Genomic DNA, 26514 nt, shown 5'->3' with positions numbered 1-26514 from the left:
TCATCCCCCCTGGTACAGCTTCTTAATATCCTGAAATTGCTGGTAGAGCCCCTGTTCCAACGAGGTATGTGGACGATAGCCAATCTGTTGAGCTGCTAGGGATATATCAGCACAGGTACGCCTCGAATCACCTTTTTCTGCTATTGTGAAGGTAATATCCGGCTCCACTTGCATGATCTTTGCCATAAGCGAAACGGCCTCTAACAAGCTAATTTCTCTTTCTCCACCGATGTTATAAACCTTCCCCACCTGACCGAACTCACTTGCCAACAGATTGGCTTCCACCACATCGTGTACGTAGCTAAAGTTGCGGCTTTGACTACCATCCCCGTAAATTTGTATGGGCTCTTTGTGCATCATAGCTCGAAAAAATCGATGAAAGGCCATGTCAGGACGCTGTCTGGGGCCATATACGGTAAAATAGCGGAGTGCAACCACTGGTAATTGATAGGCTTTCACATAAGCTTGCATCAAGTACTCCATGGAGACTTTGGTTACACCATAAGGGGAAAGTGGTTCAAGCGGAGCTGTTTCCTGTGTTACTCCTTCTTGCATTGTTCCATAAACAGAAGAGGAGGAGGCAAGCACAATTTTTCGCAATGATTGATGAGTAAGGCTAGCTTCTAATAGGATTTGGGTTGCAGTTACATTGTGTTTAACATACTCCTGAAAAGCATCCCCCCAGCTTGCACGCACACCAGGTAAGGCAGCCAGGTGGAAAATATACTGTACACCCTTTAACAGATAAGACCAGTCAACATCCTGAATGGGTTGATTGATGAAATGAAATCGGGAATCCTGTAAACTATCCTTGATGTTGCGTTCCTTATAAGACAATGGGTAGTTCAGAAGCATATTATCTACACCAATTACTTCATAATCGTCTGCCAGCAATCGCTCTGTCAAATGAGAGCCGATAAATCCTGCGCAGCCAGTCACCACAGCTTTTTTCCTCATTTGCGATGACCTCTTTTCTTTTTGCGCCTCACTAGCTGTTTAATGACTAGAAAACGTCCTCTCGTGCCAAAAATAGCACGATATTTATTCCCCCATCTCTTTAAATAATATTCATACGTCTGCCTCCGTAAATAATTACGTTTTTGAATCGACCCTGGCTCTGTCAATTGTTTTCGATGCTTTGTTCTGTTATATAACGTTTTATCTATATGCTGAACGGGAAACTTTTCAATTAAGCGTAAAATCATTCGACGATCTTCCATAATTCTGCCACCATATTTGTCCGAGGTATCCCATCCCCCTACCTCTTGCAAGGCATTCACGCGATAACAACGCGGTGCTACCATCCAGCCATCATATTGTAAAAAATCATACTTCCCTCTAATTTGCCGATGTCTAATGCCTTTTCGCTTACGATATTTACCTTTATAAACACGCCACACATTCATATTTCCATAGTACAGCGCACATTTTTCCTTTTTTTGACTATGTTGATTTTTCAAAATGACTTGTTTAAACCTCTCCAAAGTACGTTTGGCTAACCAATCATCGGAATCCAATTGAATCAGATAAGGAGTGCGAGTCAGTCCCAATGCCTTATTCATGACCTTCGATATGCCTGAATTCTTTTCCATACGATAGTATCGAATCTTCGAATGAGTAAAAGTGTTAGCGACAATTTCCTCCGTACTATCCGTAGAAGCATCATCCATGACGAGTATTTCCCAATCATCACAGGTCTGCTTCAAGACACTTTTTATCGCCTTTTTTAGCATATCCGATCGGTTATAGGTAGGTATTACGACAGTAAACATGGGGATAACTGCATTATCTTCTATTTCTATGTCAGTCATGAAACCCCAATTCTCCTTGTCGCAGGTAGTGTTATCGTCGAATGATCACTCATAATAAATATCCCCATATCCTGTCGTGAAACATTAGGTACTCCCCCAACCAAATAAGATGAGCGCCCAAAAATACTGTCATGAATATAACAATCTAAATTTACTAATTTGGTGTCTTCTAATAAAATACTGTTTTCAATTCTTTGGCAATTTCTTACCTCCGCTCCATTTTGGATACATACATAAGGACCAATTGTGCAGTTAGACAATAGGCAGTTTTCACCTATCATCACTGGCCCTATAATCTCACAGTTATCAATCATACTTCCCTCTCCTACTTGCACCTCATCTCCAATAGATTTGTCTAGCATCCAGCGATTAGCCTCCAACCATCTCTCCATCGTCCCTACATCGGAATAAGGTAGCTTGGTTGTAGAATGTACTACCTTTTTACCTTGCTGTAAAAGTGCGGCAATGGCATCAGTAATTTCGTATTCGCCCCGCTTAGATGGTTGTAATCCAGCAATTACTTGAAAGATAGCAGGGGTAAAAAAGTAGGCTCCGATTACAGCTAAATTGCTTTTAGGAAATTGTGGCTTTTCAACAATGGATTGGATTTGTTCTCCTTGCACTTCAGCTATGCCAAAATCCTGTGGTTTCTCTACCTCGCTTAGTAAAACGGCAGCGTAAGCATCTGTCTTAGTGAAGCTGTCGTGTAAACTATGCAAGGACTCCATCATTAAGTTATCCCCTAAAAACAAAGCAAACTTATCTTCAGCTATAAAAGATTCAGCTAATGAAACAGCATGGGCAATACCCAATGGCTCCTGCTGTTCAATATACCTAATCACTGCGCCATATTTTTGTCCATTCCCAACATACGCGGGTATTTGCAATTGGTTTGGACTAATCACGATACCTATTTCCCTAATACCGACATCAAGTAACTTTTGCAAACAATGCTGGATCACCGGTAGATTAGCTACAGGTAGGAGTGTCTTGGGCTGTGAATAGGAAAGTGGATATAGTCGTGTGCCACGGCCAGCGCATAAAATTAACCCTTTCAAATGACATTCACCCCTGTTCCATAGAGATATCTATACTGTATGCACAGGGAAAACAACGGTTTGGGTGATTGGCCATAATTACCCAAATAGTGGCGGATGCCTATGTAAAAAGCGCCTACGTTTTCTGGCGTGGGCGCTGTTTTTTCTGTTCACGTATCTGAATTGCCTTAGAGAAAACCTCCATATATTCATTAGCTGTTTTTTCCCATGTAAATTCACTTGCTCGTAATATCGAACGAGAGCCAAAGGTTGTAAAGAAAGAGGCAGAATTCCACATTTGTTCCCAGAGGTCTGGTATGGTTTTCACCCATTCCTTAGGAGGAATGAGATAGCCGGTCTCATTGTGTTCAACCACCTCTCCTATTCCTCCTTTTGTTGTAGTTAAAATAGGCTTTCCTGCCGCCATTCCCTCTATATTAACCCGACAAAACGGCTCGTTCCAAACGGATGGGGTAGCTACAATATCACAGATATGATACCACTCTGGCATCTGTTTCGAAGGGATAAAATTAACAAAGCGTACCTTCTCTTTTAGGGGTGTAGCCAATTTTTTCAAATAGCGTACGTATTTGTTTTCCTCATTGTTTCCATATCCTTTTCCGCCAACTATGAGCAGACGTGCATGCTGGTCTCGCTTAGCGATCTGTTCGAAGGCATGAATTAAGAGATGTACCCCTTTTTCACGCATTAATCGCCCGGCATACATCATCACGCGATGGTGCGGTTGATAACCCAGGGATTCTCGTTTTTCGGAAATGATCTTCTGCCCCTCCTTAGACAGTGAATAAGTGGGAACATCTACTCCAAGGTGAACGGCGTGTATCTTCTGTGTTGAGATACCATGCTTCTTGATAAGATATTGTCGTAGATAGTTACTGTTGGTAATAAAACAATCTACCTGCTTTTTCACTTTTTTCATACGGAGAGGCGAAATCACCTTACGTGAAGCAAATACATGAGAATGCATATTTAGTACAATAGGTATATCTTTACAAGCCTTGCGCACTATAGAAACAAAACTTGGACGATTCTCTATCAAAATTAAATCAGGCTTGTTTTTTTTTATTCGACTTGCTACTTGCTTCATATAAGATTTTTGTCCATGATACGATAACCGAATATACTTGATTCTGCCATCTAGTTCTGACCGTGGGTAATCTTCACAGGTTCTTGTGTAAATTTCGATATCATGAGACAGTGCTAATCTTTTACTTACCTCATCAATATCCAATTCAACTGAACTACCTCGAACAGGTGGAACAGAAAAAGGGCCAGGACTTATGATTGCAATTCTCATGCTCTGTTTGATTCCCATTCCTTTTTAATGGTAAGCACGATCTGATAAATTTGTTCTCGTTCCTTGTTCCATTGAAGAACTACTTTCTCCACTTGTTGTTTCCATTTTTCGCTATTGTGCTGTAACATCTCCCATCGATTTATCATCGCAGCCATTTTGGATTCCATCGTAGCCATTACCTTCTGATATTCTTTAATTTGTTCTTGCCATACGGTTCGCTCCTTCTCCAACTGATCTAAACGCTGCTGCATTTCCTTCCATTGATTAAGTAATTCTTGTTTTTCTTTCGCCCTTTTTGGATATAGTCCCTCCAATAAAACGGCATCAGGGATCACCCGGCAGTCATTTTGGCCCCCTGAGGCTTGCAAATCAAACATGGCCGAGAAAACAGAAGGCCCTCCCTCAGTATTCAGTTCTAGCTGCTTTCGATTATCCATTAGTTCTCCCTCCTTTACATGTTATATTCTATGTACTTAACCGGCTGATAGGTGCATACCTACTAGGTTGTTCTCATTCAAATCATGCAATGCTCTCACTCGGTATTCTTAATGGCTGGCTACTATAAAGCCAAGGAATACAAAAACCCCTTTGCGCATCGGTAAAGAGCATGAAAACATAGAGCCTTTTATCGATTGCGTAAAGGGGTTTTTTCTTTATTTATTTTTTATACTGTAGCCTAGATGATCTCTGATTGCTAACCTACCGTCCCTCTTTTACAGCTACTTGGCGACGAAATCGTTGACTGTACTCTCTCGCTTCCTCAACAGAGCAGACCTGATTGCGTTGCCACTCCAATAAGATACGGTCAATATAGCGGATAAATAGCTTGCCAACAGACTGTGCCTCTCGTAAGGCAGCTATGATTAGCTCTTCTGCATATCTATCCTCTTCCACCCAAATTTGTAATGTCTCTACCTCAATCGGAGAAAGCGGTCGCCCAAATGTTTGTTCAAATTGTGTGTACAAATTATCTGGCTGCTGGTCCTCATCTAGTGTAAATAGCATCGTATCAGTAGGTCCACCCGGTATATCCATGTGAGACGTTACTGCCACTTCCTGTCTGGAATCACTAAATGCTTCACGTTGTACTTGATAACTTTGTTTCAAACACTCAAACAAACGGTCATAGACAACAGAAAGATTGTAGCTTTCCGAACGAAAACCTGTTTGTTCATCAACATTCTCATCAATGCTGATCCATTGATCCTTCATCATTTTCTGCAACAATTGTATTAAACGCAATCCAGACATGGAGAGCCGATCCTCAAGCTGCGATAAGGTAGGAAATTGATTCCCTTCTTGTTGAAATGACAAGAGGTGGATAATTAACATCATTTCTTCGTCCGCTAACGACATACGTTTATAATTTTTTAATAATAAATTAGAAACGGACGTAGAACCCTCTTGTATCAATTGTCTTATTTGTCGATCCATGTCGTGCTTTCACCTCTCCCCTATTATAACAAGGACAGGCAAATTCACCTAGTAAAAAAACATATAAACCATTGGAGGATCTTTCTTTGCCATACAAAAAGCTGAAAAAAGAAAACAGCTAGTAGAAAGGGGGATTTCTACTAGCTGTAACGTTCCTTCAGTGCTATTTTATTTTTTATTTATAAACAGCAGCTGTTTCTTTTACCATTTCAGATACAGATTCTAATCCGCCACCAGATAGGTACCAGTATCCTGGATCTAGGTAAATGACTTTATTGTTTTTAACTGCATTCGTTTTCTTCACAATTTCATTTTCTATTACTTGTTTCGCAGAAGATTCACCTTTTTTAATAGCCGCAGTACGGTCAACTACGAAAATGTAATCAGGGTTTTTCTCCAAGATGTACTCGAAAGAAACACTTTGTCCATGTGTAGATGCGCCGATTTTATCATCTGCTTGTTTGAAGCCAAACACATCATGAACAATACCAAAGCGAGAAGTAGAACCATAAGCACTTACTTTGCCATCGTTAGCAAGAATAACTAAAGCTTTTTTCTCGTCAGCTTTTGTTTTTTCATTTAGGTCTTTAATTTCTTTTTCAATTTTAGCTAGCATTTCATCAGCTTTTGCTTCTTTATCAAAAATTTGAGCCAATGTTTTTACTTTAGTAGTGAAGGATTCCATGTATTTCTTATCATCAACATCCATGTAGATTGTTGGAGCGATCTTTTTAAATTCTTCATACTTATCGGCTTGACGACCAGCAATGATGATTAAATCAGGTTTTGCTTCATGAATTTTTTCAAAGTCAGGCTCTTTCAAACCACCAACATTGATATATTTTTCATCTTTGTATTTATCTAGATAGCTAGGTAGGCTTTTTTGTGGCAGACCAGCTGGTTCTACGCCCAATGCATCCATAGTGTCAAGGGAACCAAAGTCAAACACAATGACTTTTTGTGGATTTTTCTTAACTACTGTCTCACCTAGTTCGTGTTTTACAGTAATTTCTACAGGAGCTGCTTGTTTTGCTGCTTCTGGTTGAGCACCAGATGTTTTATCTGTAGCATTATTTGACCCGCAAGCCGCCGTAACCAATGCTAACATAAATGTAGCAAATACCATTGCTAATTTCTTCAACATTCTCACCTCTATAAATTTTTTGAAACAAGATGTAGACCAGATCATATGCTAGGAAGATCTGCTCTTCCTTCAGCTAATGAAACAAAGGTAAAACTTATCTGTGCCTGCTTTGTACCTTCTTTCTCTTCCTCCAAGTGTCCTATGTCAATTCACGTCCTTACATTGCTACGCGGTCCGTGATCCCCCTTGCTTGAGTGACGACAGGACGCTTGTCATTGGGTATTACCCAGCTTGGAATCAACCCGTAGGTCTCTTCCGTACGTTAAGAAAGGGAGGAAAGAAGGTTTCCCACATCGGCAGGCCAGTTTTGCCATCCTTTTTCGGTTCTTTGTTTCATGAATCCAACTACATCCGTTTTCGTTCTCAGTATGATTTGTAAATTGGTTTTCAGCGAAATTCTTTGTTAAGCGAAATAGACACAAATGTCATTACCCTCGATGTTTTGGATATTGAAATCCATCTCATACAAGTCCTGTAAGACCCTAGGGTTAATGATTTCTTGGGTCGAGCCCTCTTTGACGATTTTACCGTCTTTTAATGCAACAATATAATCGGAGTAACAGGATGCAAAGTTAATATCATGAATAACAATGATGATCGTCTTGCCTAATTCAGCTACTAACCGTCGCAGGGTTTTCATGATTTGCACCGAGTGCTTCATATCCAAGTTATTAAGTGGCTCATCCAACAGGATATAATCCGTGTTTTGCGCGATAACCATTGCAATGTAAGCTCGTTGTCTTTGTCCACCGCTTAATTGGTCTAAATATTTATCCTGCATATCTTCCAGTTCCATGTAAGCAATCGCTTCTTCGACATATTTCCAATCTTCCGGTGATAAATTACCCTGTGAATAAGGAAAACGACCGAAACTTATCAATTCTTTCACGGTTAAACGAATATTAATATGGTTGGACTGTTTTAGAATCGAAATCTTCTTGGCCAAATCATTGCTGTTCCATTTACTTATTTCCTGTCCTTCAATATAAACCTCGCCTTCATCTTTCTTGAGTAAGCGGCTGATCATGGACAGCAATGTACTTTTTCCAGCACCGTTGGGACCGATAAAGGAGGTGATGCTTCCCTTTTTTATCTTCACCGATATATTTTCAACAACAGGCTTATTTCCATAGAATTTTGTGACGTTTTTAACTTCTACCATGCTTTATTCTCCTTTAACAGCAGATATAAGAAGTACATACCACCAATAAAATTGATGATGACACTGAGCGGTGTCGAGAATTGAAAAACCCGCTCCACGATGAACTGTCCGCCAACTAAAGCAATGGTACTAATCAGCATAGAACCAATAAGCAAATACTTGTGCTGATACACCTTTAAGAATTCCCGTGCCAGATTGGCTACCAATAATCCTAAAAAGGTAATCGGACCAACTAATGCGGTTGAAATAGATACTAGCACCGCAATTACGATCAGTAATCTTTTCACAACTCGCTCGTAGTTAATTCCTAAATTAATCGCTTGATCTCTTCCCAAAGACAAGACATCGAGGAATTTTAACTGTTTAAAAATATAACCACAAGCTAAGGCTATTCCAATCACAGATAGCATCAGGATATCTGTGTTTACACTGTTAAAGCTGGCAAACATTTTATCCTGAATGACCTGAAATTCGTTTGGATCAATTAACATTTGCATAAACGAGGATAGACTGGAGAAAAAGGTTCCAAAGATAATCCCCACTAATAGCAAGAAAAAGATATTCCTGCCCTCACCTCTAAACAACGTTTTAAATAAAATGCTTGAGAATACAATCATGAGCCCTACTGAAAGCACAAAGTTAACGTTGTTATTCGTGATTGTGATGTGCATAGAACCAAACAAGAAAATGACCAATGTTTGAATAAACATATACAGCGAATCTAATCCGATGACGCTAGGAGTTAAGATTCGGTTATTCGTTATCGTTTGAAATACAACAGATGAGAACGCAATCGCTCCCCCAGTTAATAAGATAGCAAGTACATTTTTACTGCGTTTGGGAAGAACATAATCCCAATTATTCGCATTTATCTTGTAGAAAATAAATAATCCGATCAAGACGAGTGCGATCATCGCAAGGATGCCCAACATTCTTCTACATTGTTGCATATGCATTTCTCCTCATGAGTAAATACAGGAAGATTCCACTGCCGATAACTCCGACCATAAGTCCAATCGAGAGCTCATAAGGAAAAATTACGATACGCCCTAATATATCACATGCTAGGACAAATACGGCTCCGAGTAAGGCTGTATGCGGTAGACTGTTCCGTAGATTATCCCCACGATAAATGGAAACGATGTTCGGAATAATTAAACCAAGGAATGGAATCATTCCGACTGTGAGCAATACCAGAGAGGAAATCATAGCAACGATGATTAATCCGATATTGATCACACGCTGATAGTTGAGTCCTAGATTAACCGCGAATTCTTCTCCCATTCCTGCGACCGTGAATTTATTCGCATAAAGAAAGGCGATAATGACAAGCGGGATACTAATATACAAAAGCTCATATCTTCCCTTCATGATCATGGAGAAGTCTCCTTGTAACCATGAGGATATATTTTGTATCAGGTCATATTTATAAGCAAAGAAAGTGCTTATAGAACTGATAATATTACCAAACATAATACCTACCAATGGAATAAAGATATTGTCTTTGAACTTTATTTTTCTAAGGATTTTCATAAAAATAAAGGTGCCACCTAAGGCAAAAATAAATGCGACAATCATCTTTACAATCGGACTCTCCGTAGTAAATAGCATGAGTGATACCAGCACTCCTAATCGAGCGCAGTCCATCGTTCCAGCAGTAGTAGGAGATACGAATTTATTACGGGTGATCTGCTGCATGATTAAGCCACAGATACTAAGGCTAATACCAGCCACAATAATGCTAACTAATCGTGGAACACGGCTAATTAAGAAAATTTCAACCTGCTCATTATTAAAATTTAGAATGTCAAGTGGAGTAATGTTTTTAACTCCAATAAATAAGGAGCACATGGATAGGATGATTAATGCTAAAAATAAATATCTCTTTTTCATAGTTCCCCCCGTATGACATTAGCAACTGATGCGATCTTTAGTATTTAATCGTTTTATTTTCGTGTTATGGATCAATTATGTAATTGTTTATATTACAAATTATTACAAATGAGATTGATTTTCATTAACCATCATCCAAAGAGTATTATAAATGATTTTCATTCTCATATTCAACTGTTTTTTCGTCTTTTCTACATTTCTAACCTTTTCTTCCCTAAACAAAGTAGTTTTAATCAATAGGAAACAGGAAAAACCTCTTGTTCTTATTTTTGAACAAGAGGTTTTCCTACTATTTAACAAATTAAAAGTTTATTGATTGATAAACAATCTATTATGGGTATAGTCTATACAACAGACGAGGGAATGGAATTGTCTCACGTACATGATCCAATCCACAGATCCATGCCACTGTTCTTTCTAAACCCAAGCCGAATCCAGAATGAGGTGCTGTTCCATATTTACGTAGGTCCATATACCATTTGTAGGTTTCTTCAGAGAGGTTATGCTCATTAAAACGTGCCTCTAGTAATTCTGGATCATCAATACGCTGGCTACCACCAATAATCTCTCCATAGCCCTCTGGTGCAATCAAGTCTGCACAAAGAACCACTTCTGGACGTTCTGGATGTGGCTTCATATAAAATGCCTTAATTTCCGCAGGATAATGCGTAATGAAAACAGGCATATCAAAATGCTCAGCAATTGCGGTCTCATCTGGTGCGCCAAAATCGTCGCCCCATTTAATCTCGCTACCTTTTTCTTGAAGAAGCTTAATCGCATCATCGTACGTAATGCGCGGGAATGGTGCTTTCACCTTTTCCAGCTTCGTAGTATCGCGATCTAGTGCTTTTAACTCACGTTGGCAGTTCTTTAATACGGACTGAACCACATGTGATACAAAATTTTCTTGAATGCGCAGGCTTTCCTCATGATCAACGAATGCCATTTCCGGTTCAATCATCCAGAACTCAATTAAATGACGACGTGTTTTGGATTTCTCAGCACGGAATGTAGGACCAAAAGAAAATACACGTCCTAAAGCCATTGCAGCAGCTTCCATGTATAACTGACCACTTTGGGAGAGATACGCATCTTCATCAAAATATTTCGTATGGAACAAGTTAGTTGTTCCTTCAGCAGATGTAGGTGTCAAAATCGGCGGATCTACTTTATAAAATCCATTGATTTGGAAGAACTCGTACACGGAACGAATAATTTCGGAGCGAACAGCCATCGCGGCACGTTGACGTGGAGAACGCAACCATAGATGACGGTTATCCATCAAGAAGTCTACCCCATGCTCTTTAAGAGAAATCGGGTAATCTTGAGCAATTTGAATAATTTCTACTCCTGTTACTGTTAGCTCATAACCGCTTGGAGCACGATCGTCTGCGCGTACCATTCCTTTTATGTACAAAGAACTTTCCTGGGTTAGTTCTTTCGCATTGTTCCAAGCTTCTTCGCTTACTTCTGCTTTTACTACAACCCCTTGGATAAATCCAGAGCCGTCACGCAGTTGGAGAAATTGAATTTTCCCACTGCTTCTCTTGTTGTATAGCCAGCAACCTATCTTGACTTCTTGCCCGACATGTTGCCCGACCTGACCAATTGTAATTAATGACATAATAAGACCTCCATTTATCTGTACCAGATAACCCTTACAATTATACTATCCTCGCTCTACTAATTTCAACGCTTGTTCTTGCTTCTTTTTCGGCATGGAAAAAAGCCCCTCCTTAGAGAGACTTTCCTTCCACAAATTGCTTAATACGAGCAATGCCCTTTTCCAATTGTTCCATAGATGTTGCATAAGAAATGCGAATATTTTCAGGAGATCCAAAGCCACTACCCGGGATTAAAGCTACCTTTTGTTGTTCTAATAACGCTTTACTCCAGTCATCTATATTAGTAAAGCCCTGTTTTTCCATGGCTTTAGCAACATTCGGGAAAACATAGAAGGCTCCCTCTGGTTTTAGGCATTTCACACCATCGATTTCATTTAATAAATCGACTACACGATCACGACGCTTCACAAACTCGCCACGCATCATTTCCAAGGAAGTTTGAGGTCCTGTCAATGCCGCCAGTGCTCCATATTGAGCAAAAGAAGTTGGGTTAGAAGTACTATGACTCGACAAATCAACCATGGCACGAATCAAATTCTCATTCCCTAAAGCGTAGCCCATCCGCCAGCCTGTCATGGAGTATGGTTTCGACATTCCGTTAATAATCACTGTGTTTTCATAGGCCTCTTTGCCAAATGAGGCTACTGTAACGGCTTCATGACCATCATAGATCAGCTTTTCATAAATTTCATCAGATACCATTAATACATTATGTGACAAGCAAACATCAACAATTTCTTCCAATTCCTTACGCGTATAAATGCTGCCAGTAGGATTACTTGGAGAATTTATAATGAGTGCACGTGTCCGAGGGGTGATAGCCTGTTTTACTTGCTCGGCTGTCACCTTGAAATTGTTGGATTCCTTTCCTTCAACAAAAACAGGAACGCCTTCTGCTACCTTGACCATCTCTGGATAGCTCACCCAATAAGGAATCGGGACAATCACTTCATCACCAGGGTTTAACAACGCCATGAACAAGTTGAATAAGGCATGTTTTCCCCCATTGGTCACGATGACTTGCTTGGTGGTGTAAGTCAAATTATATTCCTGCTGATACTTGTTGCTGATGGCTTGTAACAATTCAGGAATACCGGCTGTTGCAGTATACTTGGTTTTTCCTTCGCGCATCGCTTTTTCGGCTGCTTCAATGATATGTTCCGGGGTATTAAAGTCAGGCTCCCCCGCTCCAAAGCTAACAACGTCAATCCCTTGCCGCTTCATTTCGTTTGCTTTCGCCGTAATAGCCAAAGTAGAAGATGGAGAAAGAACTGTGACTCGATTTGCAAGTTTCATGGAAAACCTGAACCTCCTGGTAACGTCGTGTTATAAAAAATGCCAAATACTTTATTGTTAGCCTATCACACATAGATATAGATGTATAGTTCTTCGTTATAGAATCTTAAGGGCTATTATCAAACGTACAAGCGACTATTTTATGAACGACTATGGGAGTTGGTGCATCTAATAAAGGTATCAAATATACTGTCATGTAGCAGTAAGGAGGGGACCTTTTGGAGTATACCAATTTTCTTAAATGCTTAGCTCTCATTTGGGTAATCCCAAAAGAAAATCAAGATGTGGAAGTAGTAAATCCGCCCCCAATACAACCAATCGAAACAGGGAAACAAGGGGCTGTATTCGAATTAATGAATAGTATTTGCGACAACAATAACATTGTAATGAAACAAATAACCGGAATGGATTCGCGTGAATATCTACAAACGAAGATCTTAACAACAGAATTATTGCTGAAGCTAATACAGCTACTTTTCATCTTTAAAAAAATTAGTTCTGAACAAGGTGATCCGGATAAGAAAAATCTCTACCTGCTCCCATCTGGACAGCTTAAGGTAAAAAATGTGGATAAAAGTCCTGGGCGAGATCGAACCTATCTTTATCCCCGAAAAATACTTATCGGTCTTGCTGCCAAACAAGCCACTCTCTTTCTTGCTTTCATGGAAAAAATGGCATCCGAGCTGTACAACGAATGGAAACAATCTCATGAAATGAACAGCTTAGCCTGTTATATGTACGGGGGCATTTCCCAGAAGAAGTTACAAACCCCCGAAAAGATCGCAAATGAAGCAACTCATCCCCTCCTCACCATACATGATCCCGCCCTTTATCAACAATTGCTTGGGAGTATGGTAAGTAACATTCACAAAGAAGAAATAGAAAAAATGCTATCGGAAAAACAAATCGAAACAAAACATGACAATGCTGACCTCAATGAACAAGCTTGCCTAGAGCAAAAGGAACAAGCCCCTGCGTTGAAAAAGCATGTCTCTCAAATGAACTATACCTTTACCATTCAGAGTAACAACACATTAAAGCAAACATATCTTGTGCCTACCGGAAAGAACCAGAAAAACATTGTGGTCATATTTTCAAAGCGCTAATCCTTTAGCATCCACAGACATTGATTCACTTGCCTTATTTATGAGGTTTTTCTCCAGTAAAAAGAGAAGGCCGAAACACCATGGCCTCCATGGTGTTTCTCATTAGTAATTATCTCAAGCTCGTCAAATTGCTACTGCACTATTTCAACTACCTGCTCCTCTACCCTTTTTGTACCAATTGCAATCCATTCCACCTGTCCAGATACCTCACGATTAGCAATTTGACGTAAGATTTCAATAGTCACTTTATCCGATTCTTTCTTCTCTACAACGACAAAACAAAAAGGTATATCTGTCGTTGCCATAAATACATAATCCTTCTCTTGGAAGGGTTCTGTTAAATTGATTGTCAAGCTTGTTCTTACGCGACCTTGTTGTAACGTAAAGTTTTCTTTTCCGACTTGTTGTAGATCTATGATTTCCAACTGATTCGGTGGATGATCCAATGACACCTCAGATGGAACACTTGGAGGATCATTTGAAGGATCATTTGAAGGATCATTTAAAAGATCACTTAGAGAATCGCTTGGAGAACCACTTGAAAGATCACTTGGAGGATCGTTAACGATTTGATTTTCCACAACAGAAGTATCTGAATGATTTGATACTGCATGCTCAGCTTCTATTTTTTTCTCAGCGTTTAAAAAATCTTGCAAATGTCGAGTCAATACGGACAACGGTTGCAGATGATGCCCTGTCAACCCGAAAACCTCTGGCATTGTAAACATAAATTGCGCAACTTGATGCGGAAGTTGAGACAAAATTTGATCGTCTATATTTGGTTTTACATCAACAAGCTTGCAATCGCTGTCCTCATAATAGGATGGTACGCCAGAATAAGGTGAATCCTCGTCATTACTTTTTTCTTCATCATTCCATTTTGTAATGAAGTGCTGCTGATTTTGTGGAATTTTTGATGACACTAATTTAAGTTCCGAATATGTTGGGCTTCGCTTAGAAGATAAACGTTTTGGCTTTCGACGACCTTTTCGTTGCTTTCGCTTTTTGGATAGTGAGCGGTTAGGCTTACGGATTTCCATTTGAGAAGATTCCTGTAGCAATGTCTTCACGTCATTTGCCAAGTGAGGTATAGAGGTCTCCTCCTCTTGGAAGTAAAAATCGGAACTATCATCAATCCAATTATTAACTAAGGCTGTTTCCAGTGCATCTAACTCTTGAAGAGCTTTGTTTTTCTTTTTCAATTTCCTTTGTCTGTTTTTAATATTCTGCTTTTGTAAGTTTTGTTTAGCCATATTCTTTTCCTTTCCTTATTGTTATGAATACGATATTGTATGTAGGAAAGAGAAACATGACCATTCTTTTTTAATTGACAAAAAGAAAAACCGATAGACGAATCCATCGGTCATTACGCTACTACCATATCTATTTCGGCCAGCTTTTCGCGGAATTGATCACCACTTAACACTTCAGCCTCCAATAACACCTGTAGACTATAGCGATAAACTGAATCATGTTCGCCGAGCAAAGACCGTGTTTTTTCAAGCAATCCCTCAATGATAGAATGTACTTCTTGATGGATTGCATTTTTATCCGCATATTGCATATTAATAATCCCTAATCTAGACATACCACTTTGAACAATTTCTTGCGCCATTTGCAGGGCTTGCTCAAAATCATTTTTAGACCCCGTGCTACGTCCGCCATAATAAATTTCTTCTGACACTGCACCCGCAAGGCAAACCATAATCTGCCCTTCCATATAGTCACGGGTATAAAGATAATGATCGTCCATTGGGTTTTGACGTACATAACCTAATGCTTGTCCGCGAGGGGTTAATGTTACCTGTGACACGGAGCCAGGACGTACTCGTTCGCTAACAATAGCATGTCCCAATTCATGAATCGCTACCCGCTCCTTCTCAGTCTGAGGTGCTTCACGATCGGTCATTTCCCCCATCATTACCTTATCGATAGCAAGCGAAAAATGGCTTTGCATCACTTTATCTGATTTGTCACGCATTGCATAAATAGCAGCCTCATTGCACACACTTTCTAATTGGGCACCGGAGAACCCAAATGTTTCTTGCGCCACTTTTTCCAATTTTATGTCAAGTGCAAGTGGTTTATTTTCTGTGTGTATGGTTAATATTTGTTCGCGGGCTGGTTTATCTGGCAAATCGACCTGAATGTGGCGATCAAACCGTCCTGGACGCAATAATGCTGCATCAAGCATATCTTTTCGGTTCGTTGCCGCCATAATGAGTATGCGCGGTTTTTCACTTGTTGTCATACCATCCATTTCGGTTAACAGTTGGTTTAAGGTTTGGTCATATTCTCTTTGCTGCTGACCATCGCGTTTTCCACCAATAACGTCAATTTCGTCAATAAAAATAATCCCGCTATCTTGATTGTTTTTCTCTGCTAAAGAACGAACTTCCTTAAACAATTCACGAATACGCTGAGCTCCCACCCCTACGTACATCTCTACAAATTGTGAGCCAGATGCTGCAACAAATGCAGAGTTCGTATAATTGGCGGCGGCCTTTGCCATCAACGTTTTACCTGTTCCAGGAGGCCCCGTTAACAGTACACCCTTTAAGGGACGAATTCCGTATTGAGCGATCGCATCCTTATGCAATAAGAAATCTAGGGCTTCCTTGATTTCTTTTTTTGCACGTTGCTGTCCTCCGATATCGGCAAAGGTAATATTGGATTTCTTCACAACCTGACTGCCACTTTTGCTTTTACCGGAACCAATCTGCATGCCACCTTGTTTGGAAAACAACAAGTATGTACCTGCTAAAATGGCCCCAAACAGCAAAAATGGTCCAATATTAATGCCCAAAAACAGCAAGAATACGATAACCGCTGGTACTACACCAAATAATATTTCTTTACCCAAGGTTTACCACCTCGCTTGTTGACTGTTTACGAGGAATAATTTGGTAGTATTCATCAGTTCCTCGTTTCAAAAAAATATAAACATTTGCATCGTCAATGCGTCCATATGCTTCATCAAGCTTATAACGATCTTTCATTTGAGCTAAAATGGCAGGAATTTGACTATAAGCCTTGCCTTCGATGGCCTCTGTTAGTCCAAATAGCCCCTCATTCCAGACCGGCTTGAGTGAATCAGCTTGATTGGTAAGCATTATATCAAAAGCCTTCCCGCGTGCATAGGCTTGAAGTGTTTTTAACAGCTCCGGGTATTCATCTACAAATTTATCTGGATTTGTGACTTGTAGCTTCATATCAACACGCTCTTTATTCATCTTAAAATCGACCAAGGTAGCCGACGTTAGTTGTTGTGCCTTTTCTCGTAATGGACTTTCTATCTGCATCTTTTGGTATAAAAACCAGCCACCAAAGAGGAGCGTAAGTGCGGCAAGCAGTGACAGTAACATAGGTACTTTACGTAATTTCACCAATAACTCCCCTTTCTTTGCTCATAAAAACTTTTATTTGTTCCGTTCAGAACGGCTTTATTATCAGTTACGAAACCAAGTATAGCATTTTTATGGTACCTTTTTGCTATGTATTTGCTGGAACTACGACCAATTCCATTTCAAGAAGAGAAAAACGGTGATAAAGTAAGAAAACCCTTTCCAGAAGGAACGGGTCATCTTATGATTTTGGAATATTTAACGTATATGCTCGTATTTTTTGACCAGTCAAAAAATCATAATATACGTAGTTGTAACGATTTTGCTTGTCCACTAAAGTGACTTCCCATAGCTTCTTATCACCCTCTAAGCCAGGTACAATGCGTTCGATCTGGGCTCCTGGATAAGAGGCTTCCGCTACTTGTTTAACTTTTGTGCGAGGAAAAGCTTTTTCCAGCAAGTCAAATGTGACGTGTTCTTTACTAAACCAAGCCACCACTGGAGTTCCTACCTTGTTTTTGCCTGTAACTACAATATAGGCTTCCCGTCCTCGATATTCTTCTATCGTATCGATCTCAGCAATGTTTGTTTTTTCTGCTACTAATGCTCTGGCCTCTGCTTCTAACGTGTGACGCTCAGACAATAAGCTGGAAAGTAGCTGATACAGGGATGCGCCTAGCACAACAAGCGCACATGCTGAAATGATCAAGATGCGTTTCCACACAATGATTCTCCTACTTCCCTAAAAATTAAAAATCAGTTGATCTGATCTATCGCCCTTCTGGTTCTTCAACTGAAGCAAGACGACCATACGCTTCAACTGTTTTCTTTCATCATCATACCACATTTGATAGTTAATTGTAGTTGATTGCTGTATTTGTACAAGTTCATTTTCTACAGGAAAAGAAGGTCCCAACCATTCTCGTAAAAGGTCTTTGACTTTTTCTGGCTGTAGGCTAACGCTATACCCTCGCAAACCTGCTTCATCTCTTGAAACGAGTGCGACAGGCTGTAGCTGTGAGATTTGATCCTTCAAGATTGAGGCATGCTCAGATGGTGTAAACAAGGCATAGGGCAGTACGTTCAAATCCCGTAGTTCATTATCTATGACGAGCGAAGCACCTCGATTGTTACGTTCAATTTTCACTTTTTTCCCCTGTAATGCTCCTGTTAGTTGAAAGTGATTGCCTCGATAGCTCCCTGTAAAAGGTTGATTCTGTATCTTGACTCCAAATGGAGTTGCTTTCTCTACAAAAAGCTGATCAATCAATTGTTTTAGATTGGTGTTATTTTGATTTTGATCGGCATTCCATCTACTTTTGTCATGCAGCTCGTTCGTCCTATCTTGTGCTACAGATAGCTTGTCTGTTGCTTGTCCCAATAATACACCCAAACCAAATAAGCATGCTAATATTGGCACCAACAGCCAAAGATACCGTTGCTTCACGTACATGGGTAACCCCTCCCTTGCGTATCTCCTAACAATTATGAGATACAAGAAGGTTTTAGAACCACGTGGAAAACTTACTAATTATAGAGTCATGAGAAGGAGCCATACTATCAGTACACCACAAGGAGGTGAGCGTGTGAATCAAACCGACAGGAGCCTTGTCCTACCAAAACAGGGTTGGGAACAACACGATTTATACGAATCCTGGGTAGGTCTGTCCTCACCGCTGCGTACCTTGCCACCTACCGCTACGCTCTCTGTTCGTCACTCCTCACTTACAGATTTATGGCAAACAGAGATGCAACGGACGGATTAAATTTTTTCTCTGCCTACACACCTACACTACACTGTCTCCTGCCGTATCAACCACTTGGCAGGAGCCTTTGTCATATGAAAAGGCGACTTTTATGAGTTTATTGCTTTAATAGCGCAAACACACGATTCACTTCAGCGATTGCTTTTTGTTCATCCATTGTGATTAACTCTTTATCTTTCATTAAGAAATGACCATCAACAATTGTATCTGTTACATCATAGCCATTTGCTGCATAAACAACATGGGAAATCGGATCATTTGCCGGTTGGAAATGTGCTTGAGCAGCATTTAGCATAATCATATCTGCTTTTTTCCCTACTTCTAAGGACCCTAAGCTGTCTTTTTGGAACACAGCATCTGCCGCATAACGTGTAGCCATACGAAGCGCTTCTTCTGCCGGAACCACTTCTGGATCATAGGAAACACCCTTATGCAGGATAGCCGCTAATTTTAGCTCTTCAAATAGATTTAAGTTGTTGTTACTTGCTGAGCTGTCAGTTGCCAAACTTACACAAACACCTTTCGCAAGCATCTCAGGTACTCTTGCTACACCACTTGCCAATTTTAAGTTACTAATTGGATTATGAGCTACTTTAACATTATATTTAGCCAATGTATCAATTTCTTCATCCGTTAAATGCACTGCATGGGCAACTAGTGTAGGGTGATTAAATACACCTAGATTTTCTAAGTGAGCAACAGGGCGTACACCGTAATCCTGAACGTTTTGTTCTACTTCTGCTTTTGATTCAGACATATGGATATGTAATGGTACGTTTAATTCGATAGCCTTCTCAAGGATTTGCTGGATGTACTCAGGAGAGCACGTATAAGGTGCATGCGGCGACATCATGGTATGGATACGACCGTTGGCTGCTCCGTTCCAACGTGATGCGAAAGATGCAGCTTCTTGTAATTTCTGCTGGCGTTCTTCTTCTGAGCAGAAACCAATTACCCCACGGCATAGTACACCGCGCATCCCGGATGCTTCCACTTCCTGTGCTACTGTTTCCATATGATCATACATATCTACAAAGGTAGTTGTACCGGTACGAATCATCTCGATAATGGAAATAGCTGTACCCCATTTCACATGCTCCGCTGTAAATTGACCTTCCATTGGCCACATTTTATCTTCCAGCCATTGTTTTAAAGGTAGGTCATCCGCAAATCCGCGCAGTAGAGACATACCTACGTGACCATGTGTATTAATAAATCCTGGCATTAGATATTTATTCGTTCCATCAATGATCTCGTCATATGCTGATAAATCCTCTGGCGTTTTACCTACATATGTAATTTTTCCCCCATCAAAGCCAACCGCTCCATTATAAATAACCTCATTTTGTTCATTAACAGTAATTACGGTTGCGTTGGTAATGATTTTCATCAATGTAGACACTCTCCCTTTATCTGTTAGTCATTACTTAGTTTAAATAATACGCTAAGCTTTGCAAGCTGGAAGTCAAATCGTTATGATCAATTTTTACTTCTTTTTCGGTGCGAATGGTTGTTGGAGCAAAATTGAGGATCGCTTCTATTCCAGCTTCGATCAATTTATTTGCCACTTCCTGTGCGGCGGAGGCTGGCGTCGTAATTATCGCCATCCGAATTTGTTTTTCCTTGATGATATCTTCCATTTTATCAATCGGTTCAATGACCAATCCACCTAAATCCTTACCTATTTTTTGCGGGTCGGCATCAAAAATGGAAACAATTTTCATGTTATCTTTTAAATACACATTGTAATTGGAAATCGCTTGACCTAGATTACCGGCCCCCACCAACGCTACATGGATCACTTGGTCCAATTTCAAGATATGACGAATCTTTTCAATCAAGTAATCTACGTCATAGCCAATGCCTTTTTTGCCAAAGTCACCAAATGCAGACAGGTCCTTTCGAATTTGGGCTGGATTAATATCCATTGTTTTGCCCATCTGTTGGGAAGACACCGTTTTTACCTGTAGTTCCTGTAGATTTGTTAAATATCGCAAATAGATCGGCAGACGGCGAACGACCGCTTCAGAAATTTTTGGTACTTTCCCCATAAATTGCACTCCTAACTTCGTTGTCTATCACGTGTAGAGGTCTTGACTGCCTTTAAAACCTTATAATCTTGTCCGTTAGAGAGAATGGTAATTGACCCATCCCGGCTAGTCACATACGTATCTGCCCATGATTCCTCCAAACGCTCCACCACCTCACGCATGGAGTCTTTCCATTGCTCACGCACAATACCGGTCTGCACAACAGCAATCTGGGGATCAACCTTAGTTAAGAAGGATTGAATAGAAGCCTGATTGCTGCCTTGTGCCGCAACCTTTAAGATTTCAGCCGGCAGTAAAGAAGGGTATTTAGCAAACAAACGCTCCTCTGCTTTTTCATTGATGGCACTGGTGAACAAAAACTGGAGCTCTCCTTGGGTCAGACAAAACACAAGCGAATTATCCTGTGGTGATAAAAACAGGTTCTCGCTGGGATGTAAAAATGTGATCACCACATCTTTCCCATCCAGTAATTGATCCTTTTCCTTTACATACACAACTTGCTTTTCCCTAGATATATGGATATTACTGTGAATTACGAAGGCTGTCAATTTTGGCATGTAAATCTTATCAAATTGAATTTTCTCCGCAAGCTTATCATAGCCGCCAATATGAGTAGGTAAATCGTTTGTCAATAACAGATAATCCACTTTTGTAACATGGCGCTCAAGTAGCAAGGAAACCAATTTTTCCGTATCTTTTTCGCTCCCTGTATCAATTAGCATCGTTTTACCAGAAGGGAAGCGAATGAGCGTACTTTCTCCTTCTGGTAAAGAGAAAAAAGTAGTGGTAAGTCCAACAAAATCTTCCTCCTGTTCAACAGCATCGGGGTCCTCAATATGCTGTTGCTGATGTGCTATCGCAATGGGGCGGCTTGCTTCAACGGTTTGGGATAATGCAAAGATCATCATGCCTATACAAATAACTAGACATAGGTTATGTCGTTTTGTAGTCATGGATCTGCTACCCTCCTACTTTATGGCTTGGGTAAAATTCATACAATCATTTTAGATTTGTTTTTCCTAAGGGACTGATTTTATTGTAAAAAAGGAGCTATTCGCTCACGTAATGTAGTCCATGGACCAGTCTCTACCTGATAAGGCGGCAAAGATTGCAAAAACATACGACCATATTTAGATTCAATGATGCGTGTATCAAATACAATTACAACACCGCTGTCTGTCTGTTGACGTATTAATCGACCCACTCCCTGCTTAAAACGAATAACTGCATGGGGCAAGGAAAGCGTCATAAAAGGATTCTTTTTCTCGGCCTTCAGCCGCTCCGAACGTCCTTCTAAAAGTGGTTGGTTGGGCGGTTGAAAAGGGAGACGAACAATGATCAGACAGCTCAGTACATTTCCAGGTATATCTACACCCTCCCAGAAGCTATTCGTACCCAGAAGCACTGTTTTTGTCCCGGTTTGAAAGCGACGTACCAACTTGCTTCTATTACTTGAATCTACTCCATGGCCTAATAGTTCAAACTCTTCACCTTCGAGTAAGCTCTTCATTCCTTCATAAACAGTTCTAAGCATGCTATATGAGGTAAATAAAATCATTGTCCGCCCCTCACTTGCCCGAACAGCATCAACGCAGCCAGCAATTACGGCTTCAACAAACCGCTGTTCTCCTTCCTTGTTTACAGAAGGGAAATCGGAGGGAATCAGGATGAGTCCTTGTTGCGCATAGTCAAAGGGCGATGGGAGTGAGAGTGTTTCGACCCGTTCTTCTGGAAGATTAGCAAAACCCATTCGCTCCATAAAGTAAGTAAACCTATTCTTCACTGTCAGTGTCGCTGAGGTCATAATAATACTGCGTTTTGGCTCCAGTAAAGTTGTACGCAAGGTATCAGCTATATCTAGTGGCGTTTTAAAGAAAAAGAGTTGTTTGCGGGATGTTCTTGTTTCTATTTCCATCCAGCTTACATACTCATCCTGCTCTTCTACTAACAAAAAATGAAGCTTTACAGCCACTTGACTGATTTCTTCTACTAAACCAGCTGCATCCGTTTGCAACCGCTGTAAGGAGTACGGAGCTTCCCCATTAGAAGATGGCAGAATACGTAACAGTTGTTCAATTTCCTTGGCTACATTCCCTAACTTTTGTAAAATGAGATCGCTGGATTTTGCAAGCTTCTTATATTTTTTCTTAAAGTCTTCTGTTTTATATCGAAGTGTAGCTCTTTGAGATTCCCCTGTATCCATACCCCGTTCAGAACCCCAATGATAAAAGAGTTGTAGCCAGTTCGTAACAGCCTCTTTTAGCATTTGCTGCTCAATCCTAATTTGTTGTAGGTGCTGTTCTATTCTTGCCTTTTCAGCTGGTTGCCACATTTTCAACTCATTGGCTAGCAGGAGTAGCATTTGCTTTTCTCCTTCTGTTCCAAGCTGCTCTACCAATTGAAACAATTCTACGCTGGAGAGCTGTGTCCCAAAATGTTGACTTGCTACTTCATCAAGCTGATGCGCTTCATCAATAATTGCAACCTCAAATGATGGCAATACACCATTCTCCTTATCAATATCACCAATTAATAAGGCATGGTTAACAATAATCACATCAGCCTCTTTTGCTTGCTGCTTCGCTTGGAAGTAAAAACAGCGGCTAAACCACGGACACTCTCGATTTAGACAGGAGGCTGTGTCACTTCTGACTGATTGCCAAAAGGACTGCCCACTCGGACTTAAACTAAGCTCCTCTACATCACCTGTAGTCGTTTCGGTCAGCCATGTTAAAATCTGTGCTTTGGCTAGCTGTATATCCTGTGTGGCCCCCTCCTGGCTCTCTATGCTTTGTTCAAATTTTCGCAAGCACAGGTAATTTCCTCGGCCCTTCAATTGAGCAGCTCGAAAGGAAAATGGTAATGCTTTTTGTAATAGAGGAATATCTTTGCCAAAAAGCTGATCCTGTAAATGAATGGTATGCGTACTCACGATTACTTGCTGTTTGTGCATACGTGCCCATAGGATACCTGGCAACAAATAACCCAACGATTTTCCTGTTCCTGTACCCGCTTCTACTAACAAATGCTTCTGATCAGTAAAAGCTTGGTATACAGCATGCATCATCGCTTCCTGTGACTCACGTTTCTCATAGTGTTCATGATGAAGTGCGAGCCCGTCGCCATCTAATGCAACCATACGTTCGAAAAATGGTTCAAAAGAAAAATGGATCGGTGGCTGTTCGGATTGCTTCTCCGTCCATTTCTTTCGTCGTTTTAATCCAAGATTTCGATAGATATCATAATTGCTTGTTTCCTCAGGTGCAGAAGATGCAGTTATAAAAGAGCCTGCTTCGTCTATCGGAAAACTGTGCATGAGCTTCTCCATCTCAATTTCTCGTAGTAAGGTCGCTACATCAAAACGGAAAGAAGAGATCATCATCTGCAATCCTTGAATTGTAATAAGAGGAAGCTTATACAGGATATCTAACAATCGTAACAATAAGTGTGCAGTAGCAATAGCGTCACTGTCTGCCTGGTGTGGATTTTCATGCTGAATATCAAAATCAGATGCTAGCTCTACTAGCCGATAGCCACTTTGCATGGGCAATAATACCCGTGCTAATTCCACTGTATCCAAAATAGGCCCATCAAATGGATAATAGCCCTGACTTAGCAGGGCTTCTTGTAAAAAATTCAAGTCAAACGCTGCATTATGTGCCACAAACGTACGCCCATCTAAAAGGCGCAATAAATCAGGAAGCACTTCTTCAATAGAAGGTGCGTCACTGACCATCTCATCGGTTATTCCCGTCAACTGAGTAATAAATGGCGGGATTGGTTTATCTGGTTTTACAAATGTGGAGTAACTTTCTATTATTTGTCCATTCTCGACCACGACAGCTCCGATTTGTATGATGGAATCTCCCCGCCGTGGCTGATTACCCGTAGTTTCAAAATCTACGACGATGAACTGCTTCATTATCGTCACCTCTATTGACACTCACAACTCATGCTGCTACTGTTTTCTTTTTACCATTCGGCAGTAGATGTCGAAATTCCTGCTGTTTGATTAGTAGTAACCTGCACATGGTCCTTTGTGTTCTTACATCTCTCCCACCATTGATTGACCTCTGGGACAACATCGCTGTAAGAGCGTGCTTTCTCCAGATATTGACTTGCCTCGATTTGGTTTCCCTGTTGAAGAGATAATTTTCCCAGTTGATAATGCCCTAGCATCTGTGAGTACTGATCCTGTTTTTGAATGAGAGTAGTGGCTATATCCTTGGCTTGATCATAAGCTCCTTCTCCCTCATGGGCATAAATTAATCCCAGTAGGCCAAGATGATGATTTTCTGTGGCGTTTAATATTTTTGTAAAGGCGATCCGAGCTGAAGTAATCTCACCTGTTGCGAGCTGCATCCAACCGTATGAAAATAAGTAATCTGGATGCTCAGGTGCCAGTGTAAGTGCTTTTTTTAAAGCAGGCATCGCTTGCTTAGGACCATCTAACAGCCACTTATTCCAAGCAATCGCATGCCAAAGTCCAGCATCTAATGGTTGACGTTCCAAAAGGAATTGGTAGCAACTGAGCGCATGCCTATAAAACCCAGCTTGTTCTGCTAGCATAGCCAATTCCCATAAGGTTGGCGAATCAAGATTTCGATTCGGATCGTACATTTTCAGCATTCGCTCTATATCTTTTTGTGGATATCGAGCAAATAGCTGACGAACAGCACGTAAATAGAGCACTTCCACTTGCCAATCCTGATCATTCTCGGCTAATAGCTGTTCACATAATTTCATTGTTTTTTCCGTGTCTCCCTGCTCCAAATAACAGATGGCCAGGTTGTATCTACTCTCCGTGTACTGAGGACGGACAGATATTGCCATTTCAAATGCCTGTATGGCCTCTAGCCATTTTTGCTCTTGTACATACATACACCCTAAGGCATTGAAACTGATGGAAACAACATTAGGGGAAACAGCCGTTCGTGTCAACAATCGAAATTCTTTTAGAGCGAGTTCATAATCACAACAATAATATAGGCTGTAGGCATAATAAAGGCGTCCACTTTCCCAATCAGGCGCTTGTTCTAAGAAAGAAGCAAAGTGTTGTTTAGCTTGTTCATATAACCGCAGATGATAAAATCCTTCTGCCTTTTCGTATAGCTCCTTGTGTAGTTCCATTTGTGGCTGTTCATCCTCAAGAAGTGTAGAGAATTCAAGTGGCTGCTTTGCTTCCGACAGCTTATCATATTCTTTTACCAAGCTTTCTGTAGCGGATGCGGGTATCTTACTCGTTTGCTTTATCATCCGAATTGCTTCATTTAGCTTTTCTTCATATTTTAACCACAGATCAATCACCTGATCACTGCATGTTCGGAGTTGTTTTAGTTGTCGTATCAGGTGTTCCTGCTTTTCTGTAGAAGCTGTTGCCCATTCTTTTTCAATACGATCTACTTTTTGACGTAACTCCTCAAACCAATCCTCAATAAACACAAGAGCCACCCCCTTTATCAGAGTGAGTAGTCTCATTGTCTCACAAGTGGGATGGCTCTATGCAAAAATGGCGCTGGTAGTCCTT

General features: G+C 40.5%; 24 protein-coding genes. 2 read left to right on the top strand and 22 right to left on the bottom strand.

Features of this window, described 5'->3' with window-relative positions:
- The 12 genes from BRLA_RS09660 to BRLA_RS09605 form a co-directional block, all read right to left on the bottom strand.
- A complete protein-coding gene (locus BRLA_RS09660) occupies positions 1-957 on the bottom strand; it encodes an NAD-dependent epimerase/dehydratase family protein (RefSeq protein WP_003338624.1) in 957 nt (318 codons plus the stop codon).
- Complete coding sequence (locus BRLA_RS09655; RefSeq protein ID WP_003338623.1) at positions 954-1811, bottom strand: glycosyltransferase family 2 protein; 858 nt, start codon at positions 1809-1811, stop codon at positions 954-956. The genes BRLA_RS09660 and BRLA_RS09655 overlap by 4 nt, the downstream gene beginning before the upstream one ends.
- The gene (locus tag BRLA_RS09650) at positions 1808-2869 is read right to left on the bottom strand and encodes a glucose-1-phosphate thymidylyltransferase (protein WP_003338622.1); all 1062 of its coding nucleotides are present in this window, start codon (positions 2867-2869) and stop codon (positions 1808-1810) included. The genes BRLA_RS09655 and BRLA_RS09650 overlap by 4 nt, the downstream gene beginning before the upstream one ends.
- Before the next feature lie 115 nt (positions 2870-2984).
- The gene (locus tag BRLA_RS09645) at positions 2985-4166 is read right to left on the bottom strand and encodes a glycosyltransferase family 4 protein (RefSeq protein WP_003338620.1); all 1182 of its coding nucleotides are present in this window, start codon (positions 4164-4166) and stop codon (positions 2985-2987) included.
- Complete coding sequence (locus BRLA_RS09640) at positions 4163-4603, bottom strand: hypothetical protein (protein ID WP_003338619.1); 441 nt, start codon at positions 4601-4603, stop codon at positions 4163-4165. The genes BRLA_RS09645 and BRLA_RS09640 overlap by 4 nt, the downstream gene beginning before the upstream one ends.
- 262 nt (positions 4604-4865) lie before the next feature.
- Entirely contained in the window at positions 4866-5600 is a 735-nt protein-coding gene (locus tag BRLA_RS09635; protein WP_003338618.1) for a DnaD domain-containing protein, read from the bottom strand.
- A 175-nt stretch (positions 5601-5775) separates the two neighbouring features.
- A complete protein-coding gene (locus BRLA_RS09630) occupies positions 5776-6741 on the bottom strand; it encodes a siderophore ABC transporter substrate-binding protein (protein ID WP_003338617.1) in 966 nt (321 codons plus the stop codon).
- A gap of 406 nt (positions 6742-7147) precedes the next feature.
- On the bottom strand, positions 7148-7906 hold the full coding sequence (locus tag BRLA_RS09625) for an iron ABC transporter ATP-binding protein (protein WP_003338616.1): 759 nt from the start codon (positions 7904-7906) through the stop codon (positions 7148-7150).
- Positions 7900-8856 carry an iron chelate uptake ABC transporter family permease subunit gene (locus BRLA_RS09620; RefSeq protein ID WP_003338615.1) on the bottom strand — a complete coding sequence of 319 codons (957 nt, stop codon included), beginning with the start codon at positions 8854-8856 and terminating at the stop codon, positions 7900-7902. The genes BRLA_RS09625 and BRLA_RS09620 overlap by 7 nt, the downstream gene beginning before the upstream one ends.
- Positions 8843-9799, bottom strand: a complete 957-nt coding sequence (locus BRLA_RS09615; protein WP_003338614.1) for an ABC transporter permease — start codon at positions 9797-9799, stop codon at positions 8843-8845. Before BRLA_RS09615 ends, BRLA_RS09620 begins: the two co-directional genes overlap by 14 nt.
- 331 nt (positions 9800-10130) lie before the next feature.
- Positions 10131-11423, bottom strand: a complete 1293-nt coding sequence (gene asnS / locus BRLA_RS09610; RefSeq protein WP_003338612.1) for an asparagine--tRNA ligase — start codon at positions 11421-11423, stop codon at positions 10131-10133.
- A gap of 112 nt (positions 11424-11535) precedes the next feature.
- Positions 11536-12720: a pyridoxal phosphate-dependent aminotransferase gene (locus tag BRLA_RS09605; protein ID WP_003338610.1), complete on the bottom strand. Its 1185-nt coding sequence runs from the start codon at positions 12718-12720 to the stop codon at positions 11536-11538.
- Positions 12721-12938: 218 nt separating this feature from the next.
- Here BRLA_RS09605 and BRLA_RS09600 point away from each other — a divergent pair, with 218 nt between their 5' ends.
- Entirely contained in the window at positions 12939-13826 is an 888-nt protein-coding gene (locus tag BRLA_RS09600; protein ID WP_003338609.1) for a hypothetical protein, read from the top strand.
- 131 nt (positions 13827-13957) lie between these two features.
- Here BRLA_RS09600 and BRLA_RS09595 read toward each other — a convergent pair whose 3' ends face one another.
- From BRLA_RS09595 to BRLA_RS09575, 5 genes are all read right to left on the bottom strand, one after another.
- Entirely contained in the window at positions 13958-15079 is a 1122-nt protein-coding gene (locus BRLA_RS09595) for a WIAG-tail domain (RefSeq protein ID WP_003338608.1), read from the bottom strand.
- Positions 15080-15192: 113 nt separating this feature from the next.
- Positions 15193-16689 (bottom strand): AAA family ATPase, encoded by a 1497-nt coding sequence (locus BRLA_RS09590; protein ID WP_003338607.1) that lies wholly within the window; start codon positions 16687-16689, stop codon positions 15193-15195.
- Positions 16682-17212 (bottom strand): hypothetical protein, encoded by a 531-nt coding sequence (locus BRLA_RS09585; RefSeq protein WP_003338606.1) that lies wholly within the window; start codon positions 17210-17212, stop codon positions 16682-16684. The genes BRLA_RS09590 and BRLA_RS09585 overlap by 8 nt, the downstream gene beginning before the upstream one ends.
- A gap of 199 nt (positions 17213-17411) precedes the next feature.
- Complete coding sequence (locus BRLA_RS09580; protein ID WP_003338605.1) at positions 17412-17894, bottom strand: cell wall elongation regulator TseB-like domain-containing protein; 483 nt, start codon at positions 17892-17894, stop codon at positions 17412-17414.
- A gap of 18 nt (positions 17895-17912) precedes the next feature.
- The gene (locus tag BRLA_RS09575; RefSeq protein WP_003338604.1) at positions 17913-18623 is read right to left on the bottom strand and encodes a hypothetical protein; all 711 of its coding nucleotides are present in this window, start codon (positions 18621-18623) and stop codon (positions 17913-17915) included.
- Between the two features lie 133 nt (positions 18624-18756).
- Here BRLA_RS09575 and BRLA_RS09570 point away from each other — a divergent pair, with 133 nt between their 5' ends.
- Positions 18757-18936, top strand: a complete 180-nt coding sequence (locus tag BRLA_RS09570) for a hypothetical protein (RefSeq protein ID WP_003341647.1) — start codon at positions 18757-18759, stop codon at positions 18934-18936.
- A 97-nt stretch (positions 18937-19033) separates the two neighbouring features.
- On the opposite strand, the gene BRLA_RS09565 is transcribed toward BRLA_RS09570, so the two are convergent.
- The 5 genes from BRLA_RS09565 to BRLA_RS09545 form a co-directional block, all read right to left on the bottom strand.
- Complete coding sequence (locus BRLA_RS09565) at positions 19034-20326, bottom strand: amidohydrolase (protein ID WP_041752070.1); 1293 nt, start codon at positions 20324-20326, stop codon at positions 19034-19036.
- 37 nt (positions 20327-20363) lie between these two features.
- Positions 20364-20987, bottom strand: a complete 624-nt coding sequence (locus BRLA_RS09560) for a redox-sensing transcriptional repressor Rex (protein ID WP_003338602.1) — start codon at positions 20985-20987, stop codon at positions 20364-20366.
- A gap of 11 nt (positions 20988-20998) precedes the next feature.
- On the bottom strand, positions 20999-21940 hold the full coding sequence (locus BRLA_RS09555; RefSeq protein WP_003338601.1) for a ComEC/Rec2 family competence protein: 942 nt from the start codon (positions 21938-21940) through the stop codon (positions 20999-21001).
- An 80-nt stretch (positions 21941-22020) separates the two neighbouring features.
- On the bottom strand, positions 22021-24909 hold the full coding sequence (gene dinG / locus BRLA_RS09550; RefSeq protein ID WP_003338600.1) for an ATP-dependent DNA helicase DinG: 2889 nt from the start codon (positions 24907-24909) through the stop codon (positions 22021-22023).
- A 50-nt stretch (positions 24910-24959) separates the two neighbouring features.
- Positions 24960-26429, bottom strand: coding sequence for a tetratricopeptide repeat protein (locus BRLA_RS09545; protein WP_041752067.1), 1470 nt, complete (start codon positions 26427-26429; stop codon positions 24960-24962).
- Positions 26430-26514 lie beyond the last annotated feature (85 nt).

This window comes from Brevibacillus laterosporus LMG 15441 (assembly GCF_000219535.2).
GTDB classification, from domain to species: Bacteria; Bacillota; Bacilli; order Brevibacillales; family Brevibacillaceae; genus Brevibacillus_B; species Brevibacillus_B halotolerans.
Note: the sequence above shows the minus strand (reverse complement) of the source record. Positions and strands in the feature narration are given on the sequence as shown.

What these genes read in the sequence shown, in the direction of transcription:
- BRLA_RS09620 (WP_003338615.1), bottom strand. Translation starts at nt 8,856, where the DNA reads ATGCAACAATGTAGAAGAATGTTGGGCATCCTTGCGATGATCGCACTC.
- BRLA_RS09575 (WP_003338604.1), bottom strand. Translation starts at nt 18,623, where the DNA reads ATGTACGTGAAGCAACGGTATCTTTGGCTGTTGGTGCCAATATTAGCA.
- BRLA_RS09595 (WP_003338608.1), bottom strand. Translation starts at nt 15,079, where the DNA reads ATGGCTAAACAAAACTTACAAAAGCAGAATATTAAAAACAGACAAAGG.
- BRLA_RS09640 (WP_003338619.1), bottom strand. Translation starts at nt 4,603, where the DNA reads ATGGATAATCGAAAGCAGCTAGAACTGAATACTGAGGGAGGGCCTTCT.
- asnS (WP_003338612.1), bottom strand. Translation starts at nt 11,423, where the DNA reads ATGTCATTAATTACAATTGGTCAGGTCGGGCAACATGTCGGGCAAGAA.
- BRLA_RS09615 (WP_003338614.1), bottom strand. Translation starts at nt 9,799, where the DNA reads ATGAAAAAGAGATATTTATTTTTAGCATTAATCATCCTATCCATGTGC.
- dinG (WP_003338600.1), bottom strand. Translation starts at nt 24,909, where the DNA reads ATGAAGCAGTTCATCGTCGTAGATTTTGAAACTACGGGTAATCAGCCA.
- BRLA_RS09560 (WP_003338602.1), bottom strand. Translation starts at nt 20,987, where the DNA reads ATGGGGAAAGTACCAAAAATTTCTGAAGCGGTCGTTCGCCGTCTGCCG.
- BRLA_RS09565 (WP_041752070.1), bottom strand. Translation starts at nt 20,326, where the DNA reads ATGAAAATCATTACCAACGCAACCGTAATTACTGTTAATGAACAAAAT.
- BRLA_RS09625 (WP_003338616.1), bottom strand. Translation starts at nt 7,906, where the DNA reads ATGGTAGAAGTTAAAAACGTCACAAAATTCTATGGAAATAAGCCTGTT.
- BRLA_RS09660 (WP_003338624.1), bottom strand. Translation starts at nt 957, where the DNA reads ATGAGGAAAAAAGCTGTGGTGACTGGCTGCGCAGGATTTATCGGCTCT.
- BRLA_RS09655 (WP_003338623.1), bottom strand. Translation starts at nt 1,811, where the DNA reads ATGACTGACATAGAAATAGAAGATAATGCAGTTATCCCCATGTTTACT.
- BRLA_RS09645 (WP_003338620.1), bottom strand. Translation starts at nt 4,166, where the DNA reads ATGAGAATTGCAATCATAAGTCCTGGCCCTTTTTCTGTTCCACCTGTT.
- BRLA_RS09635 (WP_003338618.1), bottom strand. Translation starts at nt 5,600, where the DNA reads ATGGATCGACAAATAAGACAATTGATACAAGAGGGTTCTACGTCCGTT.
- BRLA_RS09555 (WP_003338601.1), bottom strand. Translation starts at nt 21,940, where the DNA reads ATGACTACAAAACGACATAACCTATGTCTAGTTATTTGTATAGGCATG.
- BRLA_RS09605 (WP_003338610.1), bottom strand. Translation starts at nt 12,720, where the DNA reads ATGAAACTTGCAAATCGAGTCACAGTTCTTTCTCCATCTTCTACTTTG.